At 59.7% G+C, this 25,989-nt stretch carries 19 protein-coding genes and 3 tRNA genes; 13 read left to right on the top strand and 9 right to left on the bottom strand.

The window, feature by feature from the left end; all coding sequences use genetic code 11:
• Positions 1–42 precede the first annotated feature (42 nt).
• Together QTL95_RS25855 and tuf are read right to left on the bottom strand one after the other, a co-directional pair.
• Complete coding sequence (locus QTL95_RS25855) at positions 43–726, bottom strand: glycosyltransferase (RefSeq protein WP_289722746.1); 684 nt, start codon at positions 724–726, stop codon at positions 43–45.
• Between the two features lie 306 nt (positions 727–1,032).
• Entirely contained in the window at positions 1,033–2,208 is a 1,176-nt protein-coding gene (tuf, locus tag QTL95_RS25850) for an elongation factor Tu (protein WP_289722745.1), read from the bottom strand.
• Positions 2,209–2,470: 262 nt separating this feature from the next.
• Here tuf and QTL95_RS25845 point away from each other — a divergent pair, with 262 nt between their 5' ends.
• Positions 2,471–2,980, top strand: a complete 510-nt coding sequence (locus QTL95_RS25845) for a hypothetical protein (protein WP_289722744.1) — start codon at positions 2,471–2,473, stop codon at positions 2,978–2,980.
• Between the two features lie 61 nt (positions 2,981–3,041).
• Here the strand turns inward: QTL95_RS25845 and QTL95_RS25840 are convergent.
• A tRNA-Gly gene (locus QTL95_RS25840) sits at positions 3,042–3,115 on the bottom strand.
• 25 nt (positions 3,116–3,140) lie between these two features.
• Positions 3,141–3,225: transfer RNA gene (locus QTL95_RS25835), tRNA-Tyr, on the bottom strand.
• 205 nt (positions 3,226–3,430) lie between these two features.
• Between QTL95_RS25835 and rlmB the strand changes: the two genes are divergently transcribed.
• From rlmB to QTL95_RS25790, 9 genes are all read left to right on the top strand, one after another.
• Complete coding sequence (gene rlmB, locus QTL95_RS25830) at positions 3,431–4,321, top strand: 23S rRNA (guanosine(2251)-2'-O)-methyltransferase RlmB (protein ID WP_289722743.1); 891 nt, start codon at positions 3,431–3,433, stop codon at positions 4,319–4,321.
• Between the two features lie 392 nt (positions 4,322–4,713).
• On the top strand, positions 4,714–4,842 hold the full coding sequence (locus QTL95_RS25825; RefSeq protein ID WP_289722742.1) for a hypothetical protein: 129 nt from the start codon (positions 4,714–4,716) through the stop codon (positions 4,840–4,842).
• Between the two features lie 93 nt (positions 4,843–4,935).
• Positions 4,936–5,011, top strand: a tRNA-Thr gene (locus QTL95_RS25820).
• Positions 5,012–5,168: 157 nt separating this feature from the next.
• On the top strand, positions 5,169–5,456 hold the full coding sequence (locus QTL95_RS25815) for a hypothetical protein (RefSeq protein WP_289722741.1): 288 nt from the start codon (positions 5,169–5,171) through the stop codon (positions 5,454–5,456).
• 311 nt (positions 5,457–5,767) lie between these two features.
• A complete protein-coding gene (locus QTL95_RS25810) occupies positions 5,768–7,297 on the top strand; it encodes an aldehyde dehydrogenase (NADP(+)) (RefSeq protein WP_289722740.1) in 1,530 nt (509 codons plus the stop codon).
• 294 nt (positions 7,298–7,591) lie between these two features.
• Positions 7,592–8,743, top strand: coding sequence for a GNAT family N-acetyltransferase (locus tag QTL95_RS25805; protein ID WP_289722739.1), 1,152 nt, complete (start codon positions 7,592–7,594; stop codon positions 8,741–8,743).
• A gap of 229 nt (positions 8,744–8,972) precedes the next feature.
• Positions 8,973–10,442: a glycosyltransferase family 39 protein gene (locus tag QTL95_RS25800; RefSeq protein WP_289722738.1), complete on the top strand. Its 1,470-nt coding sequence runs from the start codon at positions 8,973–8,975 to the stop codon at positions 10,440–10,442.
• Positions 10,443–10,529: 87 nt separating this feature from the next.
• On the top strand, positions 10,530–11,303 hold the full coding sequence (locus QTL95_RS25795) for an NAD kinase (protein ID WP_289722737.1): 774 nt from the start codon (positions 10,530–10,532) through the stop codon (positions 11,301–11,303).
• 3 nt (positions 11,304–11,306) lie between these two features.
• On the top strand, positions 11,307–11,846 hold the full coding sequence (locus QTL95_RS25790) for a hypothetical protein (protein WP_289722736.1): 540 nt from the start codon (positions 11,307–11,309) through the stop codon (positions 11,844–11,846).
• Positions 11,847–11,910: 64 nt separating this feature from the next.
• Here QTL95_RS25790 and prfB read toward each other — a convergent pair.
• The 3 genes from prfB to QTL95_RS25775 all read right to left on the bottom strand — a co-directional run bounded on the left by prfB (position 11,911) and on the right by QTL95_RS25775 (position 17,105).
• Positions 11,911–13,042 (bottom strand): peptide chain release factor 2 gene (gene prfB, locus QTL95_RS25785; RefSeq protein ID WP_289722735.1). Its coding sequence is split into 2 segments (ribosomal slippage): positions 11,911–12,972 and positions 12,974–13,042, totalling 1,131 coding nucleotides; the frame shifts between segments, so codons are not numbered across the junction.
• Positions 13,043–13,141: 99 nt separating this feature from the next.
• Entirely contained in the window at positions 13,142–15,589 is a 2,448-nt protein-coding gene (locus QTL95_RS25780) for a penicillin-binding protein 1A (RefSeq protein WP_289722734.1), read from the bottom strand.
• Positions 15,590–15,830: 241 nt separating this feature from the next.
• On the bottom strand, positions 15,831–17,105 hold the full coding sequence (locus tag QTL95_RS25775) for an N-acetylmuramoyl-L-alanine amidase (protein ID WP_442981355.1): 1,275 nt from the start codon (positions 17,103–17,105) through the stop codon (positions 15,831–15,833).
• Between the two features lie 626 nt (positions 17,106–17,731).
• On the opposite strand from QTL95_RS25775, the gene QTL95_RS25770 reads away from it, so the two are divergent.
• Positions 17,732–20,587 carry an Rne/Rng family ribonuclease gene (locus QTL95_RS25770; protein ID WP_289722733.1) on the top strand — a complete coding sequence of 952 codons (2,856 nt, stop codon included), beginning with the start codon at positions 17,732–17,734 and terminating at the stop codon, positions 20,585–20,587.
• Positions 20,588–20,867: 280 nt separating this feature from the next.
• Here the strand turns inward: QTL95_RS25770 and QTL95_RS25765 are convergent, their stop codons facing one another.
• Positions 20,868–21,971, bottom strand: a complete 1,104-nt coding sequence (locus tag QTL95_RS25765) for a COX15/CtaA family protein (RefSeq protein WP_289722732.1) — start codon at positions 21,969–21,971, stop codon at positions 20,868–20,870.
• A 111-nt stretch (positions 21,972–22,082) separates the two neighbouring features.
• On the opposite strand from QTL95_RS25765, the gene QTL95_RS25760 reads away from it, so the two are divergent.
• Positions 22,083–22,292: a DUF2842 domain-containing protein gene (locus tag QTL95_RS25760; protein WP_037180151.1), complete on the top strand. Its 210-nt coding sequence runs from the start codon at positions 22,083–22,085 to the stop codon at positions 22,290–22,292.
• Between the two features lie 107 nt (positions 22,293–22,399).
• Positions 22,400–23,635 (top strand): GNAT family N-acetyltransferase, encoded by a 1,236-nt coding sequence (locus tag QTL95_RS25755; protein ID WP_442981354.1) that lies wholly within the window; start codon positions 22,400–22,402, stop codon positions 23,633–23,635.
• Here the strand turns inward: QTL95_RS25755 and QTL95_RS25750 are convergent, their stop codons facing one another.
• Positions 23,636–25,813 (bottom strand): GumC family protein, encoded by a 2,178-nt coding sequence (locus tag QTL95_RS25750; protein WP_289722731.1) that lies wholly within the window; start codon positions 25,811–25,813, stop codon positions 23,636–23,638.
• Between the last annotated feature and the right edge of the window lie 176 nt (positions 25,814–25,989).

Below are 25,989 nucleotides of genomic sequence, written 5' to 3'. Positions count from 1 at the left end.
GTGTGACGGGCACTACCGATCGGAAACATCCGTCGGTCGAAATCAGCGCTGAGCGACGGAAAGCACCCGCTCGCGCGCGGCGAACCATTCCTCGGCATAGTCATCGTTCTTGTATGCCTCGAAGTACGGGCCGCCATCGGTGAAATGCACGAGATCAGCCTGCTCGTTGTAGTCATATTCATTGACGAGCCAATTCCATGTCGGCGGCAACTCACCGATCAGATCTTCGGATTCCAGCCACTTGAACTGATGCAGCTGCAGGCCGGTTGCCTCGTTGACGTAATCCTTGGTCAACGCGCGGCATTTCGCATTATTGAACAGGATGACGCTCGACCAGTTCTTCTTCTCGTATTTCGTCTGCGCGTTTCCGAGGAACTTGGTCTCCACCTTCGGAGTATAGTCGTGCTTGACGCACATGGCGGCGTAGCGATCGTCACGTAGCGCCCATAGCTTGGCGATATCGGTACGCATCAGCATGTCGCAATCCGCAAACAGGCTCCAACCTTCATAGCTACTCAGGTATGGAACCAGGAAACGCGAAAACGAAAATTCGGTCGACTGCAACGCATTTCGTTCACGTGTGAAGATTCCGCCAAGGCTGGTCAGCGAAATCGGCAGGAACTCGACCGGTATCGAGCTTTTCTCAAGAATACTCTGGCAAAAGACATGATAGGCAACGACCTCCTTGCTGTCGAAACCAATAAATACGCGCGCATTGTCCGCCATCTCTTCTCCCATCGAAACATGTTAACGGCTGCTTCGAACACGAAGCAGCACCTCGTTCCATATTGTTCATCCCGTGCGCTCCCATCCGCGGCATCGGGAATAACGTAAACACTTTATTAGCGCCGACGGATAACTCAACCGCACGGCCGTCAAGATTTGGAGCGCATGGAATGATTGTAAAGGGCGGATATTTCGGCGGAGCAGCATGCGTATATGCCATGGGTCGAAGCTGACCGTCGCCGAGCGCAGCAAAAAAGGCCCCGCCGTCGCCGGCGAGGCCTTTCCAAAATCATGGTAATCCGAAGATTACTCGACGATCGAAGCGACGATGCCGGCGCCGACGGTGCGGCCGCCTTCGCGGATCGCAAAGCGCAGCTTTTCTTCCATCGCGATCGGAACGATCAGCTCGACGGCAACGGTGACGTTGTCGCCAGGCATAACCATTTCCGTGCCTTCCGGCAGCGAGACGATACCGGTCACGTCAGTCGTACGGAAGTAGAACTGCGGACGGTAGTTGGTGAAGAACGGCGTATGACGGCCGCCTTCTTCCTTCGTCAGGATGTAGGCTTCGGCCATGAACTTCTTGTGCGGCTTGACAGAGCCCGGCTTGCACAGGATCTGACCACGCTCGACGCCATCACGGTTCACACCGCGAACCAGTGCGCCGATGTTGTCGCCGGCCTGGCCCTGATCGAGCAGCTTGCGGAACATTTCAACGCCGGTAACCGTCGTCTTCGAGGTCGCGCGGATGCCGACGATTTCGACTTCTTCGCCAACCTTGACGATGCCACGCTCGACGCGGCCGGTCACAACCGTACCACGGCCCGAGATCGAGAACACGTCTTCGATCGGCATCAGGAACGGCTGGTCGATCGGACGCTCAGGCGTCGGGATGTAGGCGTCAACAGCAGCCATCAGTTCGCGGATCGCGTCTTCGCCGATCTTCTTGTCCGAATCTTCGAGAGCGGCCAGGGCCGAACCCTTGATGACCGGGATGTCGTCGCCCGGGAAGTCGTAGGACGACAGAAGTTCGCGAACTTCCAGCTCGACGAGCTCGAGGAGTTCTGCGTCGTCAACCTGGTCGACCTTGTTGAGGAACACGACGATGGCAGGAACGCCAACCTGACGAGCGAGCAGGATGTGCTCGCGGGTCTGCGGCATCGGGCCGTCGGCAGCCGAGCAAACCAGGATCGCGCCGTCCATCTGGGCAGCACCGGTGATCATGTTCTTGACGTAGTCGGCGTGGCCGGGGCAGTCGACGTGCGCGTAGTGGCGGTTCGGCGTCTCGTATTCGACGTGTGCCGTCGAGATGGTGATGCCGCGTGCCTTTTCTTCCGGAGCAGCGTCGATCTGGTCGTACGCCTTGAACTCGCCGAAGAACTTCGTGATCGCTGCCGTCAGAGACGTCTTGCCGTGGTCAACGTGGCCGATCGTGCCGATGTTAACGTGCGGCTTGTTGCGCTCAAACTTACTCTTTGCCATTTGAATGCTTCCTGTGAACGAAATGGGTGACCCCGGCGAACCGGTTTAGTGCCGCCGTTTAAGGGTTTCGGCGGAATTGCGCAAGACTTAATTGCGGACGCCATTGGACGCTGCGCCCGCATATAAGAAGGTAGCCTTCAATCGGCAACCTCCGTTGCGGGAGGCGACGCTCGAGCATTGCCGGCAATTAGACACAACCATCTGATTATATGGTACAACTTCGCGACCGCGCTTGAGGAAAGCGCATCGTGAGGGCAAACAAATGGAACAGATGCAAATCGCCAAACGATCGGCAAGCAACTTTCTGATCTTCGCCGCCTGCGCATTCGTCTTGTGGATACTTGCCGCGGCGATCGATTGGTTCGCTCAGATCATTCGCCTTTCGACGCCCGAGCGACTGCCGGCGCTGGCGGCATCGATCGTCAGTTCCTCGACATTGCAGGCAATCGTCGCCATCTGGCTGCTGACGGCCGCCTTCGCAATCGCTTTCCCGCGCATGCTGACGCCGCTATCAGCGACCACCAATCTTATGTTCGACGTCGGATACGGCATTCTTGGCGCGCTTGCCGGTTTCGGCATCGCCATCGGGCTCTTCGGCGGCGGCTGGGCAATCCTTTTGCGGGCGCTCATCTACAGCGCGATCATCGCGGTGGGCTTCGCGGCGGTGCGCAAGTGGCTCGGACGCGAGGAACTCAAAGCCTACGGCAGCGCGCGCTGGACGGCCGCGGGTATCATCGCACTGGCCTCGCCATTCGTTCTCTTGTGGGGATGAGATCGAGACACGAACCCGCCGCGCCGGAAAGCCGGTCAGCAAGCCAGATCGATAAAGAAAGTGGAGCGGGTAGCGGGAATCGAACCCGCGTATTCAGCTTGGAAGGCTGCTGCTCTACCATTGAGCTATACCCGCGGGGTTGGTCCGATCCAAGGACGAATGGTGGAGAGAGTTGGATTTGAACCAACGTAGGCTGAGCCAACGGATTTACAGTCCGTCCCCTTTAACCACTCGGGCATCTCTCCAGTTTTTCGTCCGGATCGTTAGACCAAGTCTGCAAGCCTTCGAAGCGTTGCCGCCCCTCGGTCTGCGCCGCGTATATGACCGGACGACTTCCGCATGTCAACACGATGACGGTGGAAAAAATGTGAAAAATTTCATCGACGATCGAAAGGCGCTGCACTGTAAAGAAATCCTATGCGGACAGAAGTGCCGCCGTTATAAAGCGGCATGAGCAAAGACAACAAGACAGGCGGCCCGTCCGCCGAAGACCGATCCGCCAAGGACACGCATTACGCGACGCTGCGTCGTGCGCACCGCGACAACAAGCGCGAGCGTGGCGAAATCCCAACCCCTGCCCCGCAGAAGCGCAGACGCGGCAGCGATGACTGGAAGCCGCCGGCGTTGGCGCCGGACCAGGTGTTTCTCTACGGCCTGCACACGGTGCGCGCCGCGCTCGAAAACAATGAGCGCAAGAAGATCAAGCTATCAGTGACGCAGAATGCGCTTGCGCGGCTTGAGATCGATGCCGAGACGTTGGGCATTCCCATCGAGATGGTCTCGCCACAGGATATCGACAAGGTTCTCGGCCCCGAAGCCATCCACCAAGGCGTCATGCTCGAGACCCGACCACTGCCCGTGCGCCGCCTTGAGGCGCTGAAGAGCAGCCCGTTGCTCCTGGTGCTCGATCAGGTGACAGACCCGCACAATGTCGGCGCCATCATGCGCTCGGCCGTCGCCTTCAATGCCGGCGCAGTTATCACAACGCAGCGCCACAGCCCAACCGAATCGGGCGTGCTCGCCAAATCCGCCTCCGGCGCGCTGGAAATGATCCCCTATATCCAGGTCACCAACCTCGCCGACGCGCTCGGCGAATTGCACAAGCTCGGCTTCTTCACGATCGGCCTCGATTCGGAAGGACCGGCTCCGCTGGAAGGCACCTTCTCCGGCGACAAGGTCGCGCTGGTTCTCGGCGCCGAAGGCAAGGGACTGCGTCAAAAGACCCGCGAGACGGTGAGCGCGCTCGCCCGACTCGACATGCCCGGCGCCATCAAGTCGCTCAACGTGTCCAACGCGGCGGCGATCGCGCTCTATGCCGCGCGACTACATTTGAGGAATTGAGGTCGACAAGGATGACGGCGGCGAAAGCGCCGCCGTCATCCGGAACTTGGCGCGCTAACCAAGCGAGCACCCGAGAAAATCTTCGGCTGCCTCGGTTTCGACTCGGCTTTCTGCTAAAAGCTGCCATTCCCGAACGGAAGGAACAGCACTCGATATGGCAGGACGCTCCCTCATATTCGGCATTCTCTTTGTCGCCACTTTCGTCGCGCTTATCGTCAGCATCGCCTGGATCGACAAGACACAACCGCTGCATCAGCCGGATCCCCTGTCTGCAGACCGTCCCCAGCCCGTCCCCCCGCCTCCCACCCAATAGTCGCCTCGGTCCCCTCGGAACCTAGTGGCCGTGCCGCGCGTTTATCGGTGCCTCAACAAGGAGACTTCACGTGCGGATAATGATCGCAGTCATAGGCGTCATGGTGGTGTCGGTGCTCAGCATCATCGTCATGGCACCGTCGGGTTCGGACGAAAGTACAGCTGGCGGCAACCTGCAGACCAGCGTGCGGCAAACAGCGACGAACTGACCTCGCGGCGGCGCGAAGAGTTTCAACAGCGAAATCAACATATCGCCGATTTCTCCTTTACAGGACCGCAGAATCTGGTAGTTGGCAGGCATTGCCCTTGTAGCTCAGTTGGTAGAGCACCTGATTTGTAATCAGGGGGTCGCGGGTTCGAACCCTGCCGGGGGCACCATAAATCTCTGTTAGAAATCGATGCTTTACAGTCGCCGACAAGCCTCGGGAAGCGAGCTTTTCGTGTTGCAGTCAATCACCCTTGGTTTTCCAAGGTTCCCCAGCATTCCCGGCTTTTCCGTGCAGGATGCGATACAATATTCCAAGAGGTTCCCGAAATGTTGAAACTAACCCCATCTCAGACGGCGGGACTTAAACTCGCCCGTGACGGCGACCTTTACCCGCAGCCGGGAAGCAAGTGGACGCATGAGAACGCTACCGTCACCTATGCGAAGAACGACCGCTGGAAAGAACGTCCCCAGAAAATCAAGACAGTCACGGCGAAGACGCTCGTGGATTTGTGCGAGCACGGTTTTCTGGAGCGCCGTAACCTGACCCAGGATGGTGTAACGGACGCTTATGGTATCTCGATGGCGGGCAAGATCTGGTTGCTGCAGAACAAATAACGCACGCCGTCAGGACGACACGCGAAACTCGTTATTCGGTGCCGGACGCGCGTGCCTAACCTGCTCGTGCGATCGGCCCTCGGCGCCCCCTCGAACAACGGCAGACGCAATTTCACTTCACGATTGTTTCCGCCGTTTGCGCGAGCGCAAACACGCAAAAGTATTACAATTCATAAAATCTTCCTTTGCATCTCACCCGCTCGAAACCTAAGTAGGCAGTAGCGAACTCTCGCACTCGGTGGGTGGCATTCCACTTCGAGCTGGGTCAAACCTTGTCCCGGCCTCCTGAATAGATTTCGAAAGGACGAATTATGACAATCTCCGGCGACCTTCTAATCGGCGGCGTTGCCGTGCGCGGCACGGCGAAGGAATTCAAGGGGGTGAACGCTGCCACCGGCGGGTCTCTCGAACCTGGCTTCGCGGGCGCCACGACGGATGACGTGGCGAAGGCAGCGGCGCTCGCGTGGGAGGCTTTCCCTGTCTATCGCGAGACCTCGCTGGAGCAGCGCGCTGCTTTCCTTGAGGCGATCGCAGAAGCCATCATCGAGATCGGCGACGAGCTCATCGTTCGCGCGATGGAAGAAACCGGCCTGCCGCGCGGCCGCCTCGAAGGCGAACGCGGCAGAACAGTCGGCCAGTTGCGTCTGTTCGCCAAGGAGGTGCGTGACGGCACTTTCCAGGAACTGCGCTTCGATCCGGCCGATCCGGACCGCAAGCCTGCACCGAAACCCGATCTTCGCCTTCGCAACCTCGCCGTGGGCCCGGTCGCCGTATTCGGCGCGTCGAATTTCCCGCTCGCCTTCTCGGTCGCCGGCGGCGATACGGCGTCGGCACTTGCAGCCGGTTGCCCTGTCGTCGTGAAGGGGCACTCGGCGCATCCGGGAACATCCGAACTGGTCGGCAAGGCCGTGCAGAAAGCCGTTGCGGCAAGCGGGCTGCCAGTCGGCACCTTTGCCCTCCTGTTCGATGCCGGCTTCGAAGTCGGACAGGCGCTGGTCGCCGATGAACATATTCGCGCTGTCGGCTTCACCGGCTCGCGCCGCGGCGGCACCGCGCTGATGAAAATCGCCTCCGAGCGCAAGCAGCCCATTCCCGTCTATGCAGAAATGAGCAGCATCAACCCCGTCATTCTCTTCCCCAACGCGCTCAAGAACCGCGGCGAGGCAATCGGCAAGGCGTTCGTGTCCTCGCTCGTCCTCGGCGCCGGCCAGTTCTGCACCAATCCAGGCCTGATCCTCGCCATTGACGGCGATGGTCTGAACAACTTTGTTGCCAGCGCCACGGCGGCTCTCGCAGAGGCACCGGCGCAGACCATGCTGACCGGCGGCATCTGCGAAGCCTACCGCAAGGGCGTCGCACGACTGGCCAGCCATGGCGATGTGAAGAAGCTCGCAACCGGCAAGGCCGGCAACGAGCAGGAGGCTTCGGCGAACCTGTTCGAAACCAGCGCCGCGGCCTTCCTCGCACATACCTCGCTGCAGGAAGAAGTCTTCGGCGCAGCGGGCTTGATCGTTCGTTGCCGCGACGAAGCCGAGCTTGCCCGCGTCGTGGATGCCCTTGAGGGGCAGTTGACCGTCGCGCTTCATATCGACGAAGCCGACTTCCTAGCTGCCAAGGCGTTGGTGCCGACGCTGGAACTGCTTGCCGGACGCGTGCTGGTCAACGGCTTCGGCACGGGCGTGGAAGTGTCCCCGGCCATGGTGCATGGCGGCCCCTTCCCGGCGACATCGGACGGCCGCACGACCTCGGTCGGCACGCTGGCGATCTATCGCTTCCTGCGCCCGGTATCCTATCAGGACTTCCCGCAGGAACTTCTGCCGGCGCCGCTGCGCAAGGCCTAAGACAATTGCGCTCGCTGCCGGGTGTTCCGGCAGCGAGCAGCATAAAGCTTTTATAGCTTTGCATCACGATCGTGATCACCGACTGCGCAGCCGGCGCAATGCACAACTCTTCCTCAGCATTTCCTCAAGCCCGGAAGAAGAGATAAAATATCGACCGGCCCCACCGACAAGCACGACTTCCTGCCCTTATCAAGCACTTCAACAAAAGTTGAAGGTGCCGGATATACTTTATAAAAACTTGACATGAGCGGAATATATAATTGAATAATACTTTTACCGCCCATGGAAAAGAATATGACTTTAAGACATTTCGAACCGCGCGATAGGGTCTGCACTGTCATTACCGATGCTTCGAAGATGGCAGCATTGGAGAATGACTGGAATAACCTGTGGTTCAAAGCCAAGGGCTCGGTTTTTCAAACCTACTCACTTACCTTGCATAGCTGGAATGAAGTTGCCCGTCCGAACGGGCATTCACTGTTCTGCGTCGTCGTGTATGAAGCAGGCCAGATGTCGCTTGTGTTCCCGCTAGTACGATATCGCAGAGGGCCTTTTTGGATCGTGCGCCCGCTGAGTCCGAACAGCGTGAAGATTACTGATGTCTTGGTCGATCCAGATTCCGACGTTCGGCAAAATATCCGGCTTGCTTGGTCAACGATCGAAAAATCTTCTCAAGCATGCATCATCGACATGCCCCATGTGGTGGTCGGATCGGCGCTGGAGTTGCAGATTCAATCCAAGCGACACATCGGCCGCGATGCGAACATCGCTCCCTTTGCCGATTTCCATAACCAAACCGACTGGAGCCAATTTATTGAAAAATCAGGAATAAATTCAAAGCAGCAACTTAACAGAAAGCGGAAGAAGCTAGCTGAGATGGGCAGATTTGAGGTGGTGGAGATCGATCCGGTTGCGGATCCGACCTATGCCGCGCAACTGCTCGATTGGATGTTTGGCCAGAAGCGGCTTTGGGGCGAACGCGTGGGCAAGAACGGCAACTGGTTGACGTCCGACGCCTACCGTAGATTTCTCATCGGCTGGGCAACGGATCCGGCAAGCACCGCGAAGACCAAAATATACGCAATACTCATCGACAATCAGCCGATCGCAGCCAACGTCGCGTCGTTTTGCCTATCGCATGTGGACGGAATTATCGCTGGTTTCCACGCTGATCCGAAATATGCAAAGTATTCGCCTGGCTTGGTCCTCGATGAGTTTATAATGCGAGGTGCGTTCGATAAACGCCTCAACGTCGAATTCGGAATCGGCAGCGAGGCATTCAAGTTGCAATGGTCGCGAAATGCCAAGACGGATATAATGAGTTATTATATCCCTCAGAATCTGAGTGGCGCCGCGATAGCAAAGTGGTGGCATATCAAGCAGCAGATAGACTCACATCGGGAAGAACGCGCCGGCAGACGGCGCGCGCAGCAGACGAAACGGTAATCCGCCTTCTTGGCCGGGCGTGGAAAATGGTCCGGCGCCCTTGCCCTAAGCGCCTCGCTCTTCGTGCATAATCGCTATATAGAGAGCTCCACACTGCCAGGCTTCGCGGTGTTACACACGAATCTGTCTTCGGAGCTCCTGTTTGCCAATAGACCCTAGTGTTGATGATCACCCCCGTCGTGCCGTTGGCGCGACCAAACCCCACGAAATGGATCGTGGCGTTCTCGCGGTGGTTACTAAGAACATCCGCAACGCAAGTCTGTTGCTTGCCCTCTATCTGCTCCTGACTGTCGCCGTGCGCGCGCTCCTTCCGTGGTCGCTCCTTCTTGACGAGGCCGAGCAGTCCTTCCTGTCGCAGTTCATGCTCGCCGGATATGGGCCGCAGCCGCCGTTCTATAATTGGATCCAGGCGATCGTTGTCTCGATCATCGGCCTTTCCATGTGGTCGCTGTCGGGCACCAAGTTCGCAATGCTCTTCATCTGCTACATCCTCTACGGCCTGGCGGCCTACGAGGTGCTGCGCAGTCGTTCCTTGGCGGCCTTCGCCATGCTTTCCCTGCTGACGCTACCGCAAATCTCCTACATGCCACAGCAGGATCTGACGCACACAGTCGCCGTGCTGACCGCGACGTCGCTGCTGTTTTACGGTGTTTTCCGCACCCTGATGCGACCAAGCCTGCTGAGCTACCTGCTGATCGGGATCGCAAGCGGTATCGGTGTGATTTGCAAGTATAACTTTGCAATCCTGCCAATAGCCATCTGTCTGGCGCTGCTATTCGATTCCAACTGGCGGCGAAAACTCCTGGATTGGCGAATGCTGCCGGCAATTGGGGTCGCGCTGGTGATCGTTGCACCACATGCCATCTGGCTGATCGGGAACTTCGATAGCGCCTCGGCTCAAACACTCGGAAAGATGGAGCTCGACAAGAGCCTCAACCTTTTTGAGCAGACGATCCGAGGCATAGTTTCACTGCTGCGTGCGACGCTCGCCTACTGCGCGCTGACAGTCGTTATTTTTCTTCTCGCCTTCCGACGCGACAGTCTGGCGATCATGCGGGCCAGTGATCAGCTGACGAGGCTGATCGAGCGGATCGTCCTCATCAGCCTGTTGATGATTGTCGCGATCATCATGATCACAGGCGCCACGCATATTACCGAGCGGTGGCTCAATCCGTTCCTCGTCATCGTGCCGCTCTACCTTTTCGCGAAGATGCGCGCCGCGAACATCGACCTATCGGCTGGCCTCCGGCGACTGCGGCCGGTGTTTCCGGTTTTGATGATCATAACGCTGATCCCGCTTGCGGCACGTAGCGTGATCGTCGCTCGATATACAGGCGATTACACAAACATCAATCTGCCGATGGCTGACTTGGTAAAGCAACTGACCTCGAAGCAAATGCCCGGTTCCGTGATCACCGAGGATGTACACCTCGCAGGCAATATCCACATGCAGTTGCCGAAGCTGCCTGTCCGCACAGCGGGCCCGATCGGCTCGGATGTCCCACTCAATTACCCCATCCTCGTTGTGTGGAAGCCCCGCAGCGAGAGCGACAAGGCCATCCCACGCTGGCTTGCGCAGGTCGTGCCAGAGGTCTCCGTGCCGAATCCTGTCGTCGAAACGGTCGAGGCTCCCTACAATTTCGGCAGGGACAGCGACCGGTACCGGCTTAATTACGTGTGGCTTCACAAAGATGACTAGACTTTGCAGATAGAAACGGCTGCTATCGCCCGCCTGGCAATTTCAGGTTCACCATTTCATGCGTTTTGAAGACGACAAGGGTATTGCATGGCTGATTCATTGCTGACGCTATCGTTTCTCGCCTCTCCGGCGACGGAGGCGCTTGCGGCGCGTGAGGAGTTGATTCGAATCTATGGCGACGTTCCAGCAGAGGAAGCCGATGTGATCGTCGCGCTCGGCGGTGACGGTTTCATGCTGCAGACGCTGCACGGCACGATCAACTCCGGGAAGCTGGTTTATGGGATGAACCGAGGCTCAGTCGGATTTCTGATGAACGACTATCGCACCGACAAGCTGCGCGAGCGGATCGAGAATGCGGTCGAGAACGTCTTCCGGCCGCTGCAGATGACGACCGCAAATTTTGACGGGACTAATTCCTCGGCGCTGGCGATCAACGAAGTTTCGCTCTTCCGGCAATCCTACCAGGCAGCCAAGCTGCGCGTAGAGGTCGATGGCGTGGTCCGGCTTGAAGAGTTGATCTGCGACGGATTGATGGTGGCAACGCCTGCGGGATCGACGGCCTATAATTTGTCCGCCCATGGGCCGATCCTGCCGCTAGACGCTCCCCTGCTTGCTATGACTCCGGTCAGCGCCTATCGCCCCCGGCGCTGGCGCGGCGCGCTATTGCCGAACAAGGTGACCGTCGACATCCACATTCTCGAAGCAGAGAAACGGCCGGTGAACGCGGTTGCCGATAACAACGAAGTCAAATCGGTTCTGCATGTCAGGATCGCGCAGTCGGAGCACATGACGGCCCGCATCCTGTCCGATCCCGACCGCTCCTGGTCGGACCGTATCCTTGCCGAACAATTTGAGGATTGACGTATGGCGTTCTATCGAAGGGCACTTTTCGCGCTCGCGCTGAGCGGATGGGCTATCGGTGCGGCACACGCGGGTTCCGCCGAGGATGCGATATTGCCGGCCTCCATTCTGTTTGCGACCAGCACGGGCTATTGGGAAGATGATGGCGGCGCTCCCGCGGTTCAACATGCGCCACAAGCCAACGAGACCGGTGGCTTGGAAAAGGCATCGGCCGCACCTACCGCCATCAAGACCGCTCCCCGGCACGGCTATTACAAGCTCTTCGCCGTTCGCCAGGCCGACCGCACCGCGAAAATCTATCTGCAGCAGATCGCGCAAAATGAAGACGGACCTTCCATTTTGTCGACGGTCGAGGTTCAGGAGATCAACGATCTCAAACCCTATGTTACCGACATCCGCCCCGAAAGTTCGGGTGGGATGATCAAGGAACCGGGGCTTTTCGCTATGGTGCACCTGAAGACCGATCCGGATGCCGATTCGGAGAGCTGGACGGTTATCATCGACGAATTCGGCGAAGTCAGCGTGGACAAGGCCGGCCACTAGACCGCATCGCTGGAGACATGAAAAAGGCCCCGATCGGGGCCTTTTTCATGGTTGCGAATGCGGATCAGTCGACATCGTCGACAACGGCATCGGGCTTGCCGCTGATGCGGTGCGCGAGCGCCGCCTCCATAAAGTCGTCGAGTTCGCCATCAAGAACATCATCAGGTGCCGTGCTGGTCACGCCGGTGCGCAGGTCCTTGACGAGCTGATAGGGCTGCAGAACGTAGGAGCGGATCTGGTGGCCCCAGCCGATGTCGGATTTGGAGGCGGCTTCCGCATTGGCGGCGTCTTCGCGTTTCTTCAGTTCGGCTTCATAGAGACGCGCGCGCAGCATGTCCCAAGCCTTGGCGCGGTTCTTATGCTGCGAGCGTTCCTGCTGGCACTGAACAACGATGCCCGAGGGCATGTGAGTGATGCGGACGGCGGAATCGGTCGTGTTGACGTGCTGACCGCCGGCGCCCGACGAGCGGTAGGTGTCGATGCGGCAGTCGCTTTCGTTGATGTCGATCTGGATCGAGTCGTCGATGACCGGGTAGACCCAGATGGACGAGAACGAGGTGTGGCGACGGGCGTTGCTGTCATAGGGCGAGATACGCACCAGGCGGTGAACGCCCGATTCGGTCTTCAGCCAGCCATAGGCATTGTGACCCTTGACGAGCAGCGTCGCCGACTTGATGCCGGCTTCTTCACCGTCATGGACTTCGAGCAGTTCGACCTTGAACTTCGAGCGTTCGGCCCAGCGGGTGTACATGCGCAAAAGCATGTTCGCCCAGTCCTGGCTTTCGGTACCGCCGGCACCCGAGTGCACTTCGAGATAGGTGTCGTTGCTGTCGGCTTCGCCCGACAGCATGGCCTCGACCTGCTGGCGCGCGGCTTCCGCCTTCAACGCCTTCAGAGCGTCTTCGGCTTCCTTGACGATGGCCTCGTCGCCTTCGTCCTCACCCATCTCGATCAGCTCGATGTTGTCTTTCATCTGCTGTTCGAAGCGCTTGACGCCGTTGATGCCGTCATCCAGTTGCTGGCGCTCGCGCATCAGCTTCTGTGCTTCGGTTGCATCGTTCCAGAGGTTCGGGTCCTCTGCCTTGTTGTTCAACCAGTCCAGTCGTCTTACCGCCTGGTCCCAGTCAAAGATGCCTCCTCAGCAGGGTGATAGCCTGCTTGGTTTCATCGACTACGTTCTGGATTTCCGCTCGCATTTTTCCGCTTCTTTGCGTTGCTATGAAAGTCGCCCGTCAAATAGTTGTGGCGGTCGCGGATGTAAAGACCGCGGCCGCCACAGACTGTTGCCGGAATGATCAGTAGAGGCCGCCCGCGCCCGATTGGACCGCCTGATTGGCCTGCGGCGAGGTTTTCAGGATTTCCTCCGGCGCCATGGTGTTGTCCATGCCGATGACGGAGTAGCTGTCGGCGGGGCCGGTGCCCGGCTTGAAGGCTTCGATGATCGTATTGGGATCGCCGTCCATCGCGGCCATGCCGGTCTTACGGTCGATCGGGATCAGGTTCATGCCAGCGGGAATGACAAACTTGGACACCGGCATGTCCTTGACGGCCGCCTGCATGAACTCGTTGAAGACAGGCGCCGAAAGCGAGCTGCCGGTGCCGCCGCGTCCAAGCGTCGACGGGGAATCGAAGCCGATGTAGAGGCCAGCGACCAGATCCGGGGTAAAGCCCACGAACCACGCATCCTTTTCATCATTGGTCGTGCCGGTCTTGCCGGCGACGTCGCGCTCGCCGAGCTTGACCTTGCCGGCCGCCGTACCACGCTGGATGACGCCCTGCATCATCGAGGTGATCTGGTACGAGGTCATCGGATCGAGAACGGTCTCGCGGTTGTCGACGACGTTAGGCTCTTCCTGGTTCTGCCAGTCGCTGGCGTTGCAGCCTTCGCAGACACGTTCCTCGTGCTTGAAGATGGTCTTGCCGTAGCGGTCCTGGATGCGGTCGATGAGCGTCGGCTTGATCTGCTTACCGCCATTGGCGATGACCGAATAGGCAGAGACCATGCGCAGGACCGTCGTCTCGCCGGAGCCAAGCGACATCGCCAGAACCGGCATCATCTTGTCGTAGATCCCGAAGCGCTCGGCATATTCAGCCACGACGTTCATGCCGAGGTCGTTTGCAAGGCGCACGGTCATGCGGTTGCGCGAATGTTCGATGGCGAAGCGCAGCGTGTTGGCGCCACCGCCCTCGCCTTCATAGTTGTCAGGTGCCCAAACCTGGCCGTTGCCGGTCTGGATCTCGAGCGGATCGTCGCTCACCACCGACGCTGGCGTGTAACCGTTGTCCATCGCGGCAGCGTAAACGAAGGGTTTGAAGGACGAGCCCGGCTGGCGCATCGCCTGTGTCGCGCGGTTGAATTCCGACTGGGCGTAGGAGAAGCCGCCGACCATGGCGAGAACGCGGCCGGTCTTCGGATCCATCGCCACGAGACCACCGCCAACCTTCGGCGGTTGGCGCAGACGGTAGGATGAGGAGTTGTCGTCGCCAAGGCGCTCGACGAAGACCACATCGCCGGCGGAGAGAACGCCCTGCGGCGAGCGTGCGGTCTTGCCGCCGGTCGCCGAGCGATAGGCCCACTGCATGTTCTTCGCGTCGATCACGCCGCGTTCGCGCTCCGCCGGAATCTTGCCGGCGCTGTCCTTGGCCGGCTGCAGGCCGATATCGACGCTGTCGTCGGATACCGCGAGAACGACGGCGAGCCGCCATTCAGGAACGTCGGAGAGAGCGGGAATATCGGCAAGCGCCTTGCCCCAGTCGGCAGTCGCGTCGATCTCCTTGATCGGCCCATGGAAGCCGCGACGCTCGTCATAGGTGATCAAGCCATCCTGTAGCGCCTTGCGGGCGAAGACCTGCAGTTGCGGGTCGAAGGACGTACGGACGGAAAGGCCGCCTTCATACAGCATTTTCTCGCCATACTTGTCGATCAGCTGGCGACGGACCGCTTCGGCGAAATAGCCGGATGCGAAGAGCGACGGGCCGCTGCTGCGGCCGGTCACGCCGAGCGGCTGCTTCTTGGCTTCAGCACCATCCGATTGGCTGACATAGCCATTCTCGACCATGCGGTCGATGACCCAGTTGCGGCGGGTGACAGCGGCCTCCGGATGACGGAAAGGATGATAATTTGCCGGGCCCTTCGGCAACGAGGCCAGATAGGCGGCGTCGGCGATCGTCAGTTCGTTGACAGATTTGTTGAAATATGTGAGCGCAGCGCTGGCGATGCCGTAGGAGTTCAGGCCGAAGAAAATCTCGTTCAGATAGAGTTCGAGGATCTTGTCCTTGCTGTAGGCCTGCTCGATGCGGAAGGAGAGAATGGCTTCCTTGGCCTTGCGCTCCATCGTCTGTTCGCTCGAGAGCAGGAAGTTTTTGGCCACCTGCTGTGTGATCGTCGAACCACCCTGGGTCGGGCCGCCGGTCAGGTAGGCGACGACGGCGCGGCCGAAGCCGGTGACGTCGATGCCGGGATGCTGGTAGAAATTCTTGTCCTCCGCGGAGAGAAAGGCAGCCTTGACGCGGTCGGGCACGGCCTGGATCGGCAGGAACAGGCGGCGCTCCTTGGCATATTCGGCCATCAGCGCCCCGTTGCCGGCATGCACGCGCGTTGTTACCGGCGGCTCGTAGCTGCTCAGCACGGCATAGTCGGGGAGATCCTTCGTGATCGTCGCCAAATACACGGCAACGACGCCTGCAACGCCCAGAAACAGGACGCAGGCGACGCCGAAGAAATATCCAAGAAGTCTGATCATATCTAAGCTACCGGTATCTCAAACATCGATCGGCGCGAACGTTACTATCGCATGGATCGGGCTATTTTGCATGATGCGCGACTTACTCCATGAGCGTTATCGCCACAAGCCGATTCAGTTTTGACTGAACACATACAGGTGAGTAATGGCCTGAATGTGAGTAAAATAGGGCTTCGACCACTATTCCCAAATGAGCACAGGACGTTACTGCCCCGGTGTGACACCGGGGCCACGTCATTCTTCAGCCGCCATTCGCCATCATAGACGTGCGATAGCGCTTCACCGCATCGGTCAACAGATCCGCAATCTTCTGGCGCCAAGTCTCGTCGAGCAAAAGCTTCTCATCTTCCTTGTTGGAAAGGAAGCCGAGCTCGAGAAGGATCGAGGGCATATCGGGCGCCTGGAGAACACGGAAGCCAGCGTGGCGATGCGGATTATTGATCGTTCCGACCTGATCCTTGAAGGATGTCAGGACGCTCTGGGCCAGCGAAATCGAGAAGGCCTGAGTTTCGCGGCGCGTCAGGTCGAGCAGAATATCGGCCACCTCGGGCGGCTCAGCTACGGTCTCCTTGCCGGCAATCTGGTCGGACAGGTTTTCACGATCGGCCAGATCGGCCGCGAGCTTGTCGGAGGCCTTGTCGGAGATCGTGTAGACGGTCGAGCCGCGGATATCTTTCTGCTTCAGCGTATCGGCATGCAGCGAGATGAAGAGGCTGGCATGGGCCTGACGAGAAATCTGCACGCGCTCGGACAGCGACAGGAATGAATCATCGGTACGGGTCAGGAATGCCTTGATGCCGGGTTCGCGATTGAGGCGGTCGGCAAGCGCCTTTGCGAAGGCGAGCGTGACATCCTTTTCCTGGGTCTTGGTATCGACGCCGATGGCGCCGGTATCGATGCCGCCGTGGCCGGCGTCGACGGCGATGATGAAGTCGCTGCCGGCGGGGGCGGGCTGCGGAATGGCGCTGGTCGTCTGGGCGCTCGCAGGATCGCTCCAGGATTGCGCCTTCACCAATCCGGCAACGGTGGCCTTGTCCGTCATCTCCGCGTCGAGCACCAGGCGATGTCCCTTGCCGCCTTCATCGGCTTGTACCTTGGCGACAGCCATCTTCGCGGGCTTGCTCGTCGTTAGAACGATGCGGGCGCTGTCCTCGTCCATCTTGCCGTAGCGGATGTCCTTGAACAGTCCCCTCGCCCCGAGATCGTCGGCGGGAAAACCGAAGGCGGTGGCCGGCAGGTCGATGACGATGCGTTCCGGATTGGCAATATAGTGAATGGAGAAGGCAGGCTCGCGATCGAAATCGATGACGATTCGGGTTCTGGCATCATCACCGACGATACGCGCACCATAAGCAAGGAGTGGCTCAGGGCTGGCGCCATCGATGGCAGACGACACGGCCGGCACTGCAAAACAGATCGCCGCGGCGGTCGCTGCACGTATTCCAGCGACCCGGCCGACAAACCAGATCCTCCGCAATCGGCCGCTCACATTCGCGGGTCTCACCCTCTTAAACAACCGACCGCCATGCCTTTCTGATTGATCCACCCGGCTAACGCGAATATGGCACCGCTAAAACGCGCGCCATCATTACCACCGAATCGGCGTCTTTTATCCCCGATTTCCTATGCAATTCAAATTCCATCAATAATATGGCGCAATTGGCTTTTCCCTTGCTATTGTGACAGAGAAACCATACAAGGATTCTCAGGGTAGAAGTGCTGACGGGATAGAGTCTCCGCGAAGGCAGCCAGCCAATATGGACCTGGCGCCACAACCGGCAATCGTCCGCCGTCGTATGTATTTCCACTCGAAGGTTGAATCCTGGAATTTCCGGCGTAGGCGGAAAGTTCATCGGTGGATAGCCACCAAACGCTCTTTACAGAGAGAGCAAACTCATCGGACCCCCGAAACAGGGTCTTAAATATTGTCGATCTCGCTTGGTCCTTGATGGTGTCGCAGCAGGTTTTATCTGAAGTCTACAGGCCCCGGGAGAAGAACTCCCCCGCTGTTGTCTGGCTGCTGCCTTCCACACCGCACCAATCGCGACTTTCATTATCCGGCGCCGCTGTGGATCATATCCCCCCTGTTCTAACGACAGCTGGGGATGCCGACATGCGGCTGCGCCGAGGAGCTCAGCTTACATGGCAGACAAAATGCTTATCGACGCGTCTCACGAGGAAGAGACGCGCGTCGTTGTCGTTCGCGGGAACCGCATAGAAGAGTTTGACTTCGAGTCGCAGCACAAGAAGCAAATTCGCGGCAACATCTATCTCGCAAAGGTAACCAGGGTCGAACCCTCGTTGCAGGCCGCCTTCGTGGATTACGGCGGCAACCGGCACGGCTTCCTCGCCTTTGCCGAAATCCATCCCGACTACTATCAGATTCCGCTGGCGGATCGTCAGGCGCTGCTGCGTGCGGAAGCCGAAGAGCATCGCCGCGACGACGACGTCGAGCATGTCGAGACGGCCGTCATGGCCGATCCGGCAAACCAGGACCAGCCCGATATCGGCATCGTTGCCAAGAGCGAGCCAGAAGTCGAAGCTGAAGCCGCTCCGGCCGAGGATGTCGTCGAGGCTGTAGAGGCTGTCGAAGAAAAGCCGGCGAAGAAGGCCGCCAAGCCGCGCCGCAGCCGCAAGAAGGCAGCGCCGGCCGCCGAGGAAGCAGCGGGCGAAGAAGCCACCGCGACCGAAGCATCCGCAGACAACGAAGACGACGGCTCCACCGGCGGCGAAATGGCTGCCATGGTCGAGACCGACACGATCTCGGAAGACGTCGGTAGCCGCCGTCGCAACGATGACGATGATGACGACGATCACGACCACGAAGAGGAAGTGATCGAAAGCGTCGGCGCCGAAGACGCGATGGAAGAGGTTCCGGATCGCACGCAGCGCAAGCCGCGCAAGCAGTACCGCATCCAGGAAGTCATCAAGCGCCGCCAGATCCTGCTCGTTCAGGTCGCCAAGGAAGAGCGTGGCAACAAGGGCGCGGCACTGACCACCTACTTGTCGCTCGCCGGCCGCTATTCGGTCCTGATGCCGAACACGGCACGTGGCGGTGGCATTTCCCGCAAGATTACCAATCCGCAGGACCGCAAGCGCCTGAAGGAAATCGCCAAGATGCTCGAAGTGCCGCAGGGCATGGGCGTCATCCTGCGCACGGCCGGTGCGAACCGCACCAAGGTCGAAGTGAAGCGTGATTTCGAATATCTGATGCGCCTGTGGGAGAACGTCCGTACGCTGACGCTCGCATCGACCGCGCCCTGCCTCGTCTACGAGGAAGGCAGCCTGATCAAGCGCTCGATCCGCGACCTCTACAACAAGGACATCGGCGAGATCATCGTTTCCGGCGAGGAAGGCTATCGTGAAGCGAAAGACTTCATGAAGATGCTGATGCCGAGCCACGCCAAGGTGGTTCAGCCCTATCGCGACATTCATCCGATCTTCTCGCGCTCCGGCATCGAAGCGCAGCTCGACCGCATGCTGCAGCCGCAGGTCACGCTGAAGTCCGGCGGCTACCTGATCATGAACCAGACGGAAGCGCTGGTTTCGATCGACGTCAACTCCGGCCGTTCGACCCGCGAGCATTCGATCGAGGACACCGCGCTGCAGACGAACCTCGAGGCTGCCGACGAAGTTGCCCGCCAGCTTCGCCTGCGTGACCTTGCCGGCCTCGTCGTCATCGACTTCATCGACATGGAAGAGAAGCGCAACAACCGCGCCGTCGAGAAGAAGCTGAAGGAATGCCTGAAGAACGACCGCGCCCGCATTCAGGTCGGCCGTATCTCGCACTTCGGCCTGCTCGAAATGTCGCGCCAGCGCATCCGCGCCTCGGTTCTGGAATCGACCACCCAGGTCTGCTCGCATTGCGGCGGCACCGGTCACGTCCGTTCGCAGTCCTCCGTCGCCCTGCACGTTCTGCGCGGCATCGAGGAATACCTGCTCAAGAACACGACGCACGACATCACGGTTCGCACCACCCCCGATATCGCGCTTTACCTGCTCAACCACAAGCGCCAGTCGATCGTCGATTATGAAGCACGCTTCGGCGTCGCTATCATCATCGATGCGGATGGCGCCGTCGGCGCACAGCATTTCGCGATCGATCGCGGCGAAGCGGTTGAAAACCCGGTAAAGATCGAAACACTGTTCAACTTCGCGGCTATCCCCGATGACGATGACGACGATGTCGTGATCGAGGCGGATGAGGACGAAGACGAAGAGCTGGAAGAAAAGGCCGCATCCACCGAACGTCCGGCCGCTCGTGCCGAGGGCGACGGTGAAGGCCGCAAGCGCAAGCGTCGTCGTCGCCGTCGTGGTCGCAATGGAAACGGCGAGCAGCAGGCTGCAGCCGATGCCAATGGCGAAGCATCCGACGGTGAAGACGATAGCGACGAGGAAGGCAGCGAGGGCGAAGAAGCCGTAGCAGCCGGCGCTTCGGAAGACCGTGACGAGGGTGACGAATCGCAGCGCCGCAAGCGCCGCCGTCGCGGCAAGCGTGGCGGTCGTCGTAACCGCGAAGACGGTTCCGAGCAGGAAGCGGGTGCCGAGGCAGCGGACGGTTCGTCTGAGGTCGAGGCCGCCGACGAGAGCGCTGAGGTTGCCATTACCGAAGTCGAGGCCGTCGAGGTCGCTTCCGAGGAGGCTCCCGAAACGCAGTCGGCCATGGCTGCCGTTGAAACGGCTGCATCCGTAACGGAAGACGTCAAGCCGAAGCGCGCCCGCCGCAGCCGCAAGGCATCGCCGGTCGAAGAGCCAGCGGAAGCTCCTGCCGCCGTGGAAACGGAAGTGGCCGAAGCCGTTGCCGATGTCGCCGCCCCTGCGGTCGAAGAGGCAGCGCCCGTTGCAGAAGAAGCAGCGCCGGCGGCCGAAGACGAAAAGCCGGTTCGCGCCAACCGCGAGTCCAACATCTCCTCTTCCGAACCGACCGTGAAGTCCACGAGCGAGGGCGACGGCAAGCCGAAGAAGGCCGGCTGGTGGCAGCGCCGCGGTTTTTTCTGAGACTGATTTTCGGACGTGAGTAATAAGATCCGGCTGTGGCGACACAGCCGGATTTTTTCGTTCTCACGAACGAACGGAAGAGCGGCTATTCACGGCCCGCGTCAGGCATCCGTGTTCATCGGCCCTGTTGCTACCGGAGGCGCCGGTCTTCCATCGAGTGCAGTGGTCGTTCAACGTAAAAGCATAGGCCTCACCTCACCCCTCACCCCGTTTCCAACGAAAAATGCCGGCCACGGGGTGACCGGCATTTGCGTGTTTGAACGATGGCTTGAATGCTGTATCAGTCCCGCTCAGCAATAACCGTCGCACGAGGATATTCGCCATAAAAGGCGCGCCAGTTGGCGATGGCGAAACCGAAGACGACAAGCGCGCCGCCCTGGTGCAGCAAGCCCCAGTGGAGGGGAACCTCAAGCAGCAGGGTCATGACGCCGATTGCTGCCTGCACCAGAACAAGCAGGAACAGCAGTACAGCGCGGCGCGCATGCGTCGTCGAGGGCGCCGCCTTCAGTGCGACCAGCATGTTGATCAGGGTAAGGGCGAACAGCGTGTAGGCGCCGACGCGATGGATGAATTGCACTGTCTTGGGGTTCTCGAAGAAATTGATCCATGCAGGCTGCTGGATAAGCAGATCCGAGGGAATGATCGAGCCGTCCATCAGCGGCCAGGTGTTATAGGTGAAACCGGCATCAAGCCCGGCGACGAGTGCGCCGAGGTAGATCTGGAAGAGCGCGAAAACTGCGATCACGCCGGCCCATATGTGCGCGCTTGGTGTCGGCGGGGCATCGTCGGAATGCGGTGCTAGGCCGCGCATGATCCACATGCAGGAAGCGAAGATCAGGCAGGCCATGATCAGGTGCGTGGCGAGCCGGTACTGGCTGACGTCGGTACGCACTGAAAGCCCCGAAGAGACCATCCACCAGCCGATCGCGCCCTGGAAACCACCGAGCGCCAGGATGCCGACCAGCGGCCAGCGCAGACGACGTTCGACCCTGCCGGTGATCCAGAAATAGAGGAGCGGCAATGCGAAGATGACGCCGATGCCGCGGGCGATCAGCCTGTGTGCCCATTCCCACCAGAAGATGCCCTTGAAATCCTCGACGGTCATGTCGCTGTTCATCTGCTGGAATTCCGGGATGCGCTGGTAGAGCTTGAACTCTTCCTCCCACTCGGCTGCATTGAGCGGCGGGATGACACCATGGATCGGCTTCCATTCGGTGATGGAAAGGCCGGAATTCGTCAGCCGCGTCGCACCGCCCACTATGACGAGACAGAAGAGCGCCAGAAGCACGAAGCCCAACCAGATGCGCACCGCGCGTCGGTTGCCATCCTGCTTACGGATTTGACGGCGAATTTCCAGGGCCGGTCCTGCGTCAGCGACTGTCATGGGTACTCCTTGGCTTGCGCCAGTTGATTTGCCCCACCGGCTGATGCAAAACAAGCCTGCACCTTTGCGGCATGCCGTCGCGGCCGTAGAACCTATGCGAGATAAGAGCTTATGCCCGTTCGCCTGCGCAAATTCATCGGCACGATCCTGATCGTCGTCCTCGTCATTGTCTATGCGCTCGTCGCCAACACCATCGCCGTTGCCACGCTCGGCACCGCGCCATGGTGGGCTCACCTGCTCTATTTCTCGCTAACCGGATTGCTCTGGGTGCTGCCGGCCATGGTGATCATCAAGTGGATGGCCGGGCCGAAGCAGCAGTAGGCATTAACGGCGGGATAACCGTGATCGTCGGAAAATGGCCGGCATAAACGAAATGAACGGCTTCGTTTCCTATTCTTTCCATTCAGCACCATCGAACGGAGAGAACCGTGCAGACGCAGACGCTTCACGTTGCCGATATCACGCGCCTCGACCTAGCGGATACGGACGAGACCGTCTTTCCGCCTCCCCGGTCGATTGCCGCCGACGATCTTGAGATCGTTGTCAGCGAAGCGATTCAGCCGCTCGAAGCGGCATGGCGGCATCTAGAAGGTGACGATCTGAACTCCCTGCACCAGGGCTATGATTGGTGTCGTTCCTGGGTGAACGCCTACCACAACCCGTTGGCAATCGTGCATGGCATGATCGGCGCGGAAACGGCATTCATCCTGCCAATCGAGATTGTCCGCCAGCGCGGCGTGCGCGTTGCGAAGTTCATCGGCGCCGATCACAGCAACATCAATACCGGTCTGTTCTCGGGACAATTCTCCGACGCGTTGCGCAGCCTTGGCGGCAAGTACCTGACCCATCGGCTGCGAACTGCGCTTCGCGGCAAGACGGATCTCATCCTGCTGCAGAACATTCCGCTGGAGTGGCGCGGGCGCGTGAGCCCGCTTGCCGCACTGCCAATGGTCCAGAACCAGAATCACGCCTATCAGCTTCCGCTCCTCGACAATATGGAGATGACGCTCAAGCAGGTGAACGCGAAAAGCCGCCGCAAGAAGTTCCGCGTGCAATCGAAGCGGCTGGAAGCGCTTGGCGGTTTCGACTATGTCACCGGCGGCACTTCTGACGAGCAGCATAACCTGCTTGACCGTTTCTTCCGGCAAAAGGGCGAACGCTTCAAGGCGATGGGGCTGCCCGACGTCTTCGCCGATCCGGAAACCAAGGCTTTCCTCCATGGCGCCATCGATATCCGCAGCGGCGACGGAAAGACCTTCGGGCTTCAGATGCATGCCATCCGGCTCAGGGGTGACCACGAAGGGCATATCGCGGCGCTGTCAGGGATTTCCCGCAAGGGCGACCACGTCATCTGCCAGTTCAGCTCGATCGACGAGAGTATCGCGGCGGATGCCAGCCCGGGCGAATTTCTCTTCTGGCAGATGATCGCCGGCCTGCACGGCAAAGGTATCGCGCTGTTCGATTTCGGCCTCGGCGACCAGGGCTACAAGCGCTCATGGGCGCCGGAAGATACCGCGCACTACGATGTGGTTATTCCCCTCAGCGCGCGCGGCAACATTGCCGGGATTGCTCATCGCGTGATCACGCGCAGCAAGGCGTTCGTAAAGTCGCGTCAGGGCCTCTACCGTTACGCTCAGCGCATGCGACGTGTTGCTGGCGTCTGATCAGGCCGCGTGACGCGACGGCGCCATGTCAGCATCGTCACCACCACCGGACATCAGCGCGACACGCTCGTAGCCAGCAGCCTCGAATTCGGTCATGGCGGCCACGAACTCGGCCTCGACGATTTCAGGCATCGACAGGATGATCTCGACGCTTCGGCTTTGCGTCAGGCGCGAGACGCCTGCGACATCGGCAGCACCGCATTCGACGATCACCAGATCATAGGCCGACGCCAGCGCATCGAGAAGCAGTGAGAGACGATCGGCACCGCGCATAGCGCGGCGCATATCGCTGGTACCTTGCGGGATAAAGTGTGCATCGGAGGCACGGTCGCCATGAATGGTTTCGCCGAAAGCCGCCTCGCCGCAAAGCAGATCGGTGATGCCAAGCGCACTGCGATCCTCGGTCATGAGTTCGCTCGGGAGACCGGAACCGGTCATGTCGACGAGAACCACACGGGAGCCCACCTTGGCCAGGGTTCTAGCCAGGAAAACGGTGGCAGCAGAGCCGTTGTCACCAGTCGGTGAAATGGCAATGGCTAGCGGCGCCCGGCTGCCACGGAGATACTCGGCGACCGAGGCGATCGAGAATTCGTTTTCCTCGATCTCGGTTTCAGCTACCGCCTCTTCCTCCTGCACCGGATTTTCCACGGGCTCTTCGGTTTCAATGGCGACGGCGAGCATGCTGGTCTTGCCCGCGCGCGGCGTGGCGACGACCGCTGGAACTGTCTCCACTTCGAGCTCGTCTTCTTCCTCACGACGCACAGGATCCACGGGACCGGCGATCGGGCGAAGCGCGCGGCCGCTGAACAGTTCAGCCAGCATGATGACGATCGAGGTCATGATGAACGTCGCAAGTGCCGCCACGATGACGATTGGAATAACCTTGGGAAAGTAAGGATCGACAGGCTGGATGGCATTGGAAACAATGCGCGCATCGGCTGGGCTGGAATTGGTATCGGCGCGCGACGCGGCTTCGCGATAGCGCGAAAGATAGGTTTCAAGCAGTTGCCGCTCGGCGGCGGCTTCGCGCTGCAGGGCGTTCAGGCCAACTTCGTCCTCGCCCGCCTGGGCGCTGCTGGCCTGCAGCTTGTTGGATTGCTGTTCCAGCTCCTGCTGGCGCAGCGCCGCAACCTTGGCTTCGTTCTCGATGCTGGCGAGAACCCGCTGCGTTTCAGTGCGAAGCTGGGACCTGATATCGGCAAGCTGGGCACGCAGCGCCTTCAGGCGCGGATGGTTATTGAGCAGCGATGTCTGCAGATCGGAGATCTGCGATTGGAGGTTCGATGCCGTCGCGTCGAGACGCTGGATCGACTGGGAGGACATGATGTCCTGCATCGCACCGGAGACTTCGCCCGAAGCAAGGGCATTGCGTACGGCCTGCGCACGGGCTTCGGCATTGGCACGCTCGCCGCGAACGCGGGTCAGTTCGGCGGAGATGTCGTTCAATTGCTGCGTCGGGAAGGTCGAGCCGCCATTTGTCGGCAGCAGGCCGTGTTCGGCACGGTATTCCGCGACCTTCTGCTCGGCGACGCTGACCTTCTGGCGCAGGCTTTCGATTTCCGGCTCCAGCCAGCGCGTCGCTTCGGAATTGGAATCGAGCTTGGCACCGCTCTGCGTGGCGAGATAGACCGCGGCCATTGCGTTCGGGATCGCCGCCGCGAGCTTCGGATCCTTCGAGGTGAAGGTGATCCCGATCACGCGGGAGCCGGGAACCTGATAGACCTGCAGGCGCTCGACGAAGGCATCGATAACGCGCTCTTCCGGTGGGTTTTCGAGCGGGTTCTTCTTCAGATGAAGCGCGACAAGGATGTCCGTCAGCGCCGAACCATTGGCGGCGGCGTCGAACTCGGGCAGATCGTAGAGCTTCTGGCTGTTGATGACGCGCTTGATCAGGTCCTGCGACTGAAGCAACTGCACCTGGCTGGCGATGTTGAGCTCGTCCATCAGCGGCCCGCTGGTGGCGTCGCTGGTCTGGGCGGCGGCGAATGCCGGGGCGCGCGGCTCGATGAGGATGCGCGTTTCGCTTCGGTATTTCGGTGAAATCATCTTAGCGCCGGCAAAGGCAACCCCTGCCCCAAGCAGCGTGATCGCCACGACCTTCAGCCGTCGCGCCCAGACGGCGCGGACCAACTGGGCCAGGTCGATGTCCACATCCTGATTACTCGCCACGCCAGACATGCCTGTACTCCAAGAACAAACGTGGACGCGAGGGTAAATGACTATAGTAACTCAACGGTTAATGTATATTTCGCCTACTCAAGCCCGGCAAACGACAGCAAATTCCAAAAAGCTCTCGATTTTTACCAGCCATTAACCCTAACGGAACAATAACGGTCAGGATCAAATCGTTTCCT

The sequence above is a fragment of the Rhizobium sp. S152 genome, assembly GCF_030380735.1.
In the GTDB taxonomy this organism is placed as follows: Bacteria; Pseudomonadota; Alphaproteobacteria; order Rhizobiales; family Rhizobiaceae; genus Rhizobium.
Note: the sequence above shows the minus strand (reverse complement) of the source record. Positions and strands in the feature narration are given on the sequence as shown.

Excerpts from the sequence above, each read along its gene's own strand:
- QTL95_RS25855 (WP_289722746.1), bottom strand. The coding sequence starts at position 726 with ATGGCGGACAATGCGCGCGTATTTATTGGTTTCGACAGCAAGGAGGTC.
- QTL95_RS25780 (WP_289722734.1), bottom strand. The coding sequence starts at position 15,589 with ATGATCAGACTTCTTGGATATTTCTTCGGCGTCGCCTGCGTCCTGTTT.
- rlmB (WP_289722743.1), top strand. The coding sequence starts at position 3,431 with ATGAGCAAAGACAACAAGACAGGCGGCCCGTCCGCCGAAGACCGATCC.
- QTL95_RS25795 (WP_289722737.1), top strand. The coding sequence starts at position 10,530 with ATGGCTGATTCATTGCTGACGCTATCGTTTCTCGCCTCTCCGGCGACG.
- QTL95_RS25790 (WP_289722736.1), top strand. The coding sequence starts at position 11,307 with ATGGCGTTCTATCGAAGGGCACTTTTCGCGCTCGCGCTGAGCGGATGG.
- QTL95_RS25765 (WP_289722732.1), bottom strand. The coding sequence starts at position 21,971 with ATGACAGTCGCTGACGCAGGACCGGCCCTGGAAATTCGCCGTCAAATC.
- QTL95_RS25810 (WP_289722740.1), top strand. The coding sequence starts at position 5,768 with ATGACAATCTCCGGCGACCTTCTAATCGGCGGCGTTGCCGTGCGCGGC.
- QTL95_RS25750 (WP_289722731.1), bottom strand. The coding sequence starts at position 25,813 with ATGTCTGGCGTGGCGAGTAATCAGGATGTGGACATCGACCTGGCCCAG.
- QTL95_RS25805 (WP_289722739.1), top strand. The coding sequence starts at position 7,592 with ATGACTTTAAGACATTTCGAACCGCGCGATAGGGTCTGCACTGTCATT.
- QTL95_RS25845 (WP_289722744.1), top strand. The coding sequence starts at position 2,471 with ATGGAACAGATGCAAATCGCCAAACGATCGGCAAGCAACTTTCTGATC.
- QTL95_RS25815 (WP_289722741.1), top strand. The coding sequence starts at position 5,169 with ATGTTGAAACTAACCCCATCTCAGACGGCGGGACTTAAACTCGCCCGT.
- tuf (WP_289722745.1), bottom strand. The coding sequence starts at position 2,208 with ATGGCAAAGAGTAAGTTTGAGCGCAACAAGCCGCACGTTAACATCGGC.
- QTL95_RS25825 (WP_289722742.1), top strand. The coding sequence starts at position 4,714 with ATGATCGCAGTCATAGGCGTCATGGTGGTGTCGGTGCTCAGCATCATC.
- QTL95_RS25770 (WP_289722733.1), top strand. The coding sequence starts at position 17,732 with ATGGCAGACAAAATGCTTATCGACGCGTCTCACGAGGAAGAGACGCGC.
- QTL95_RS25760 (WP_037180151.1), top strand. The coding sequence starts at position 22,083 with ATGCCCGTTCGCCTGCGCAAATTCATCGGCACGATCCTGATCGTCGTC.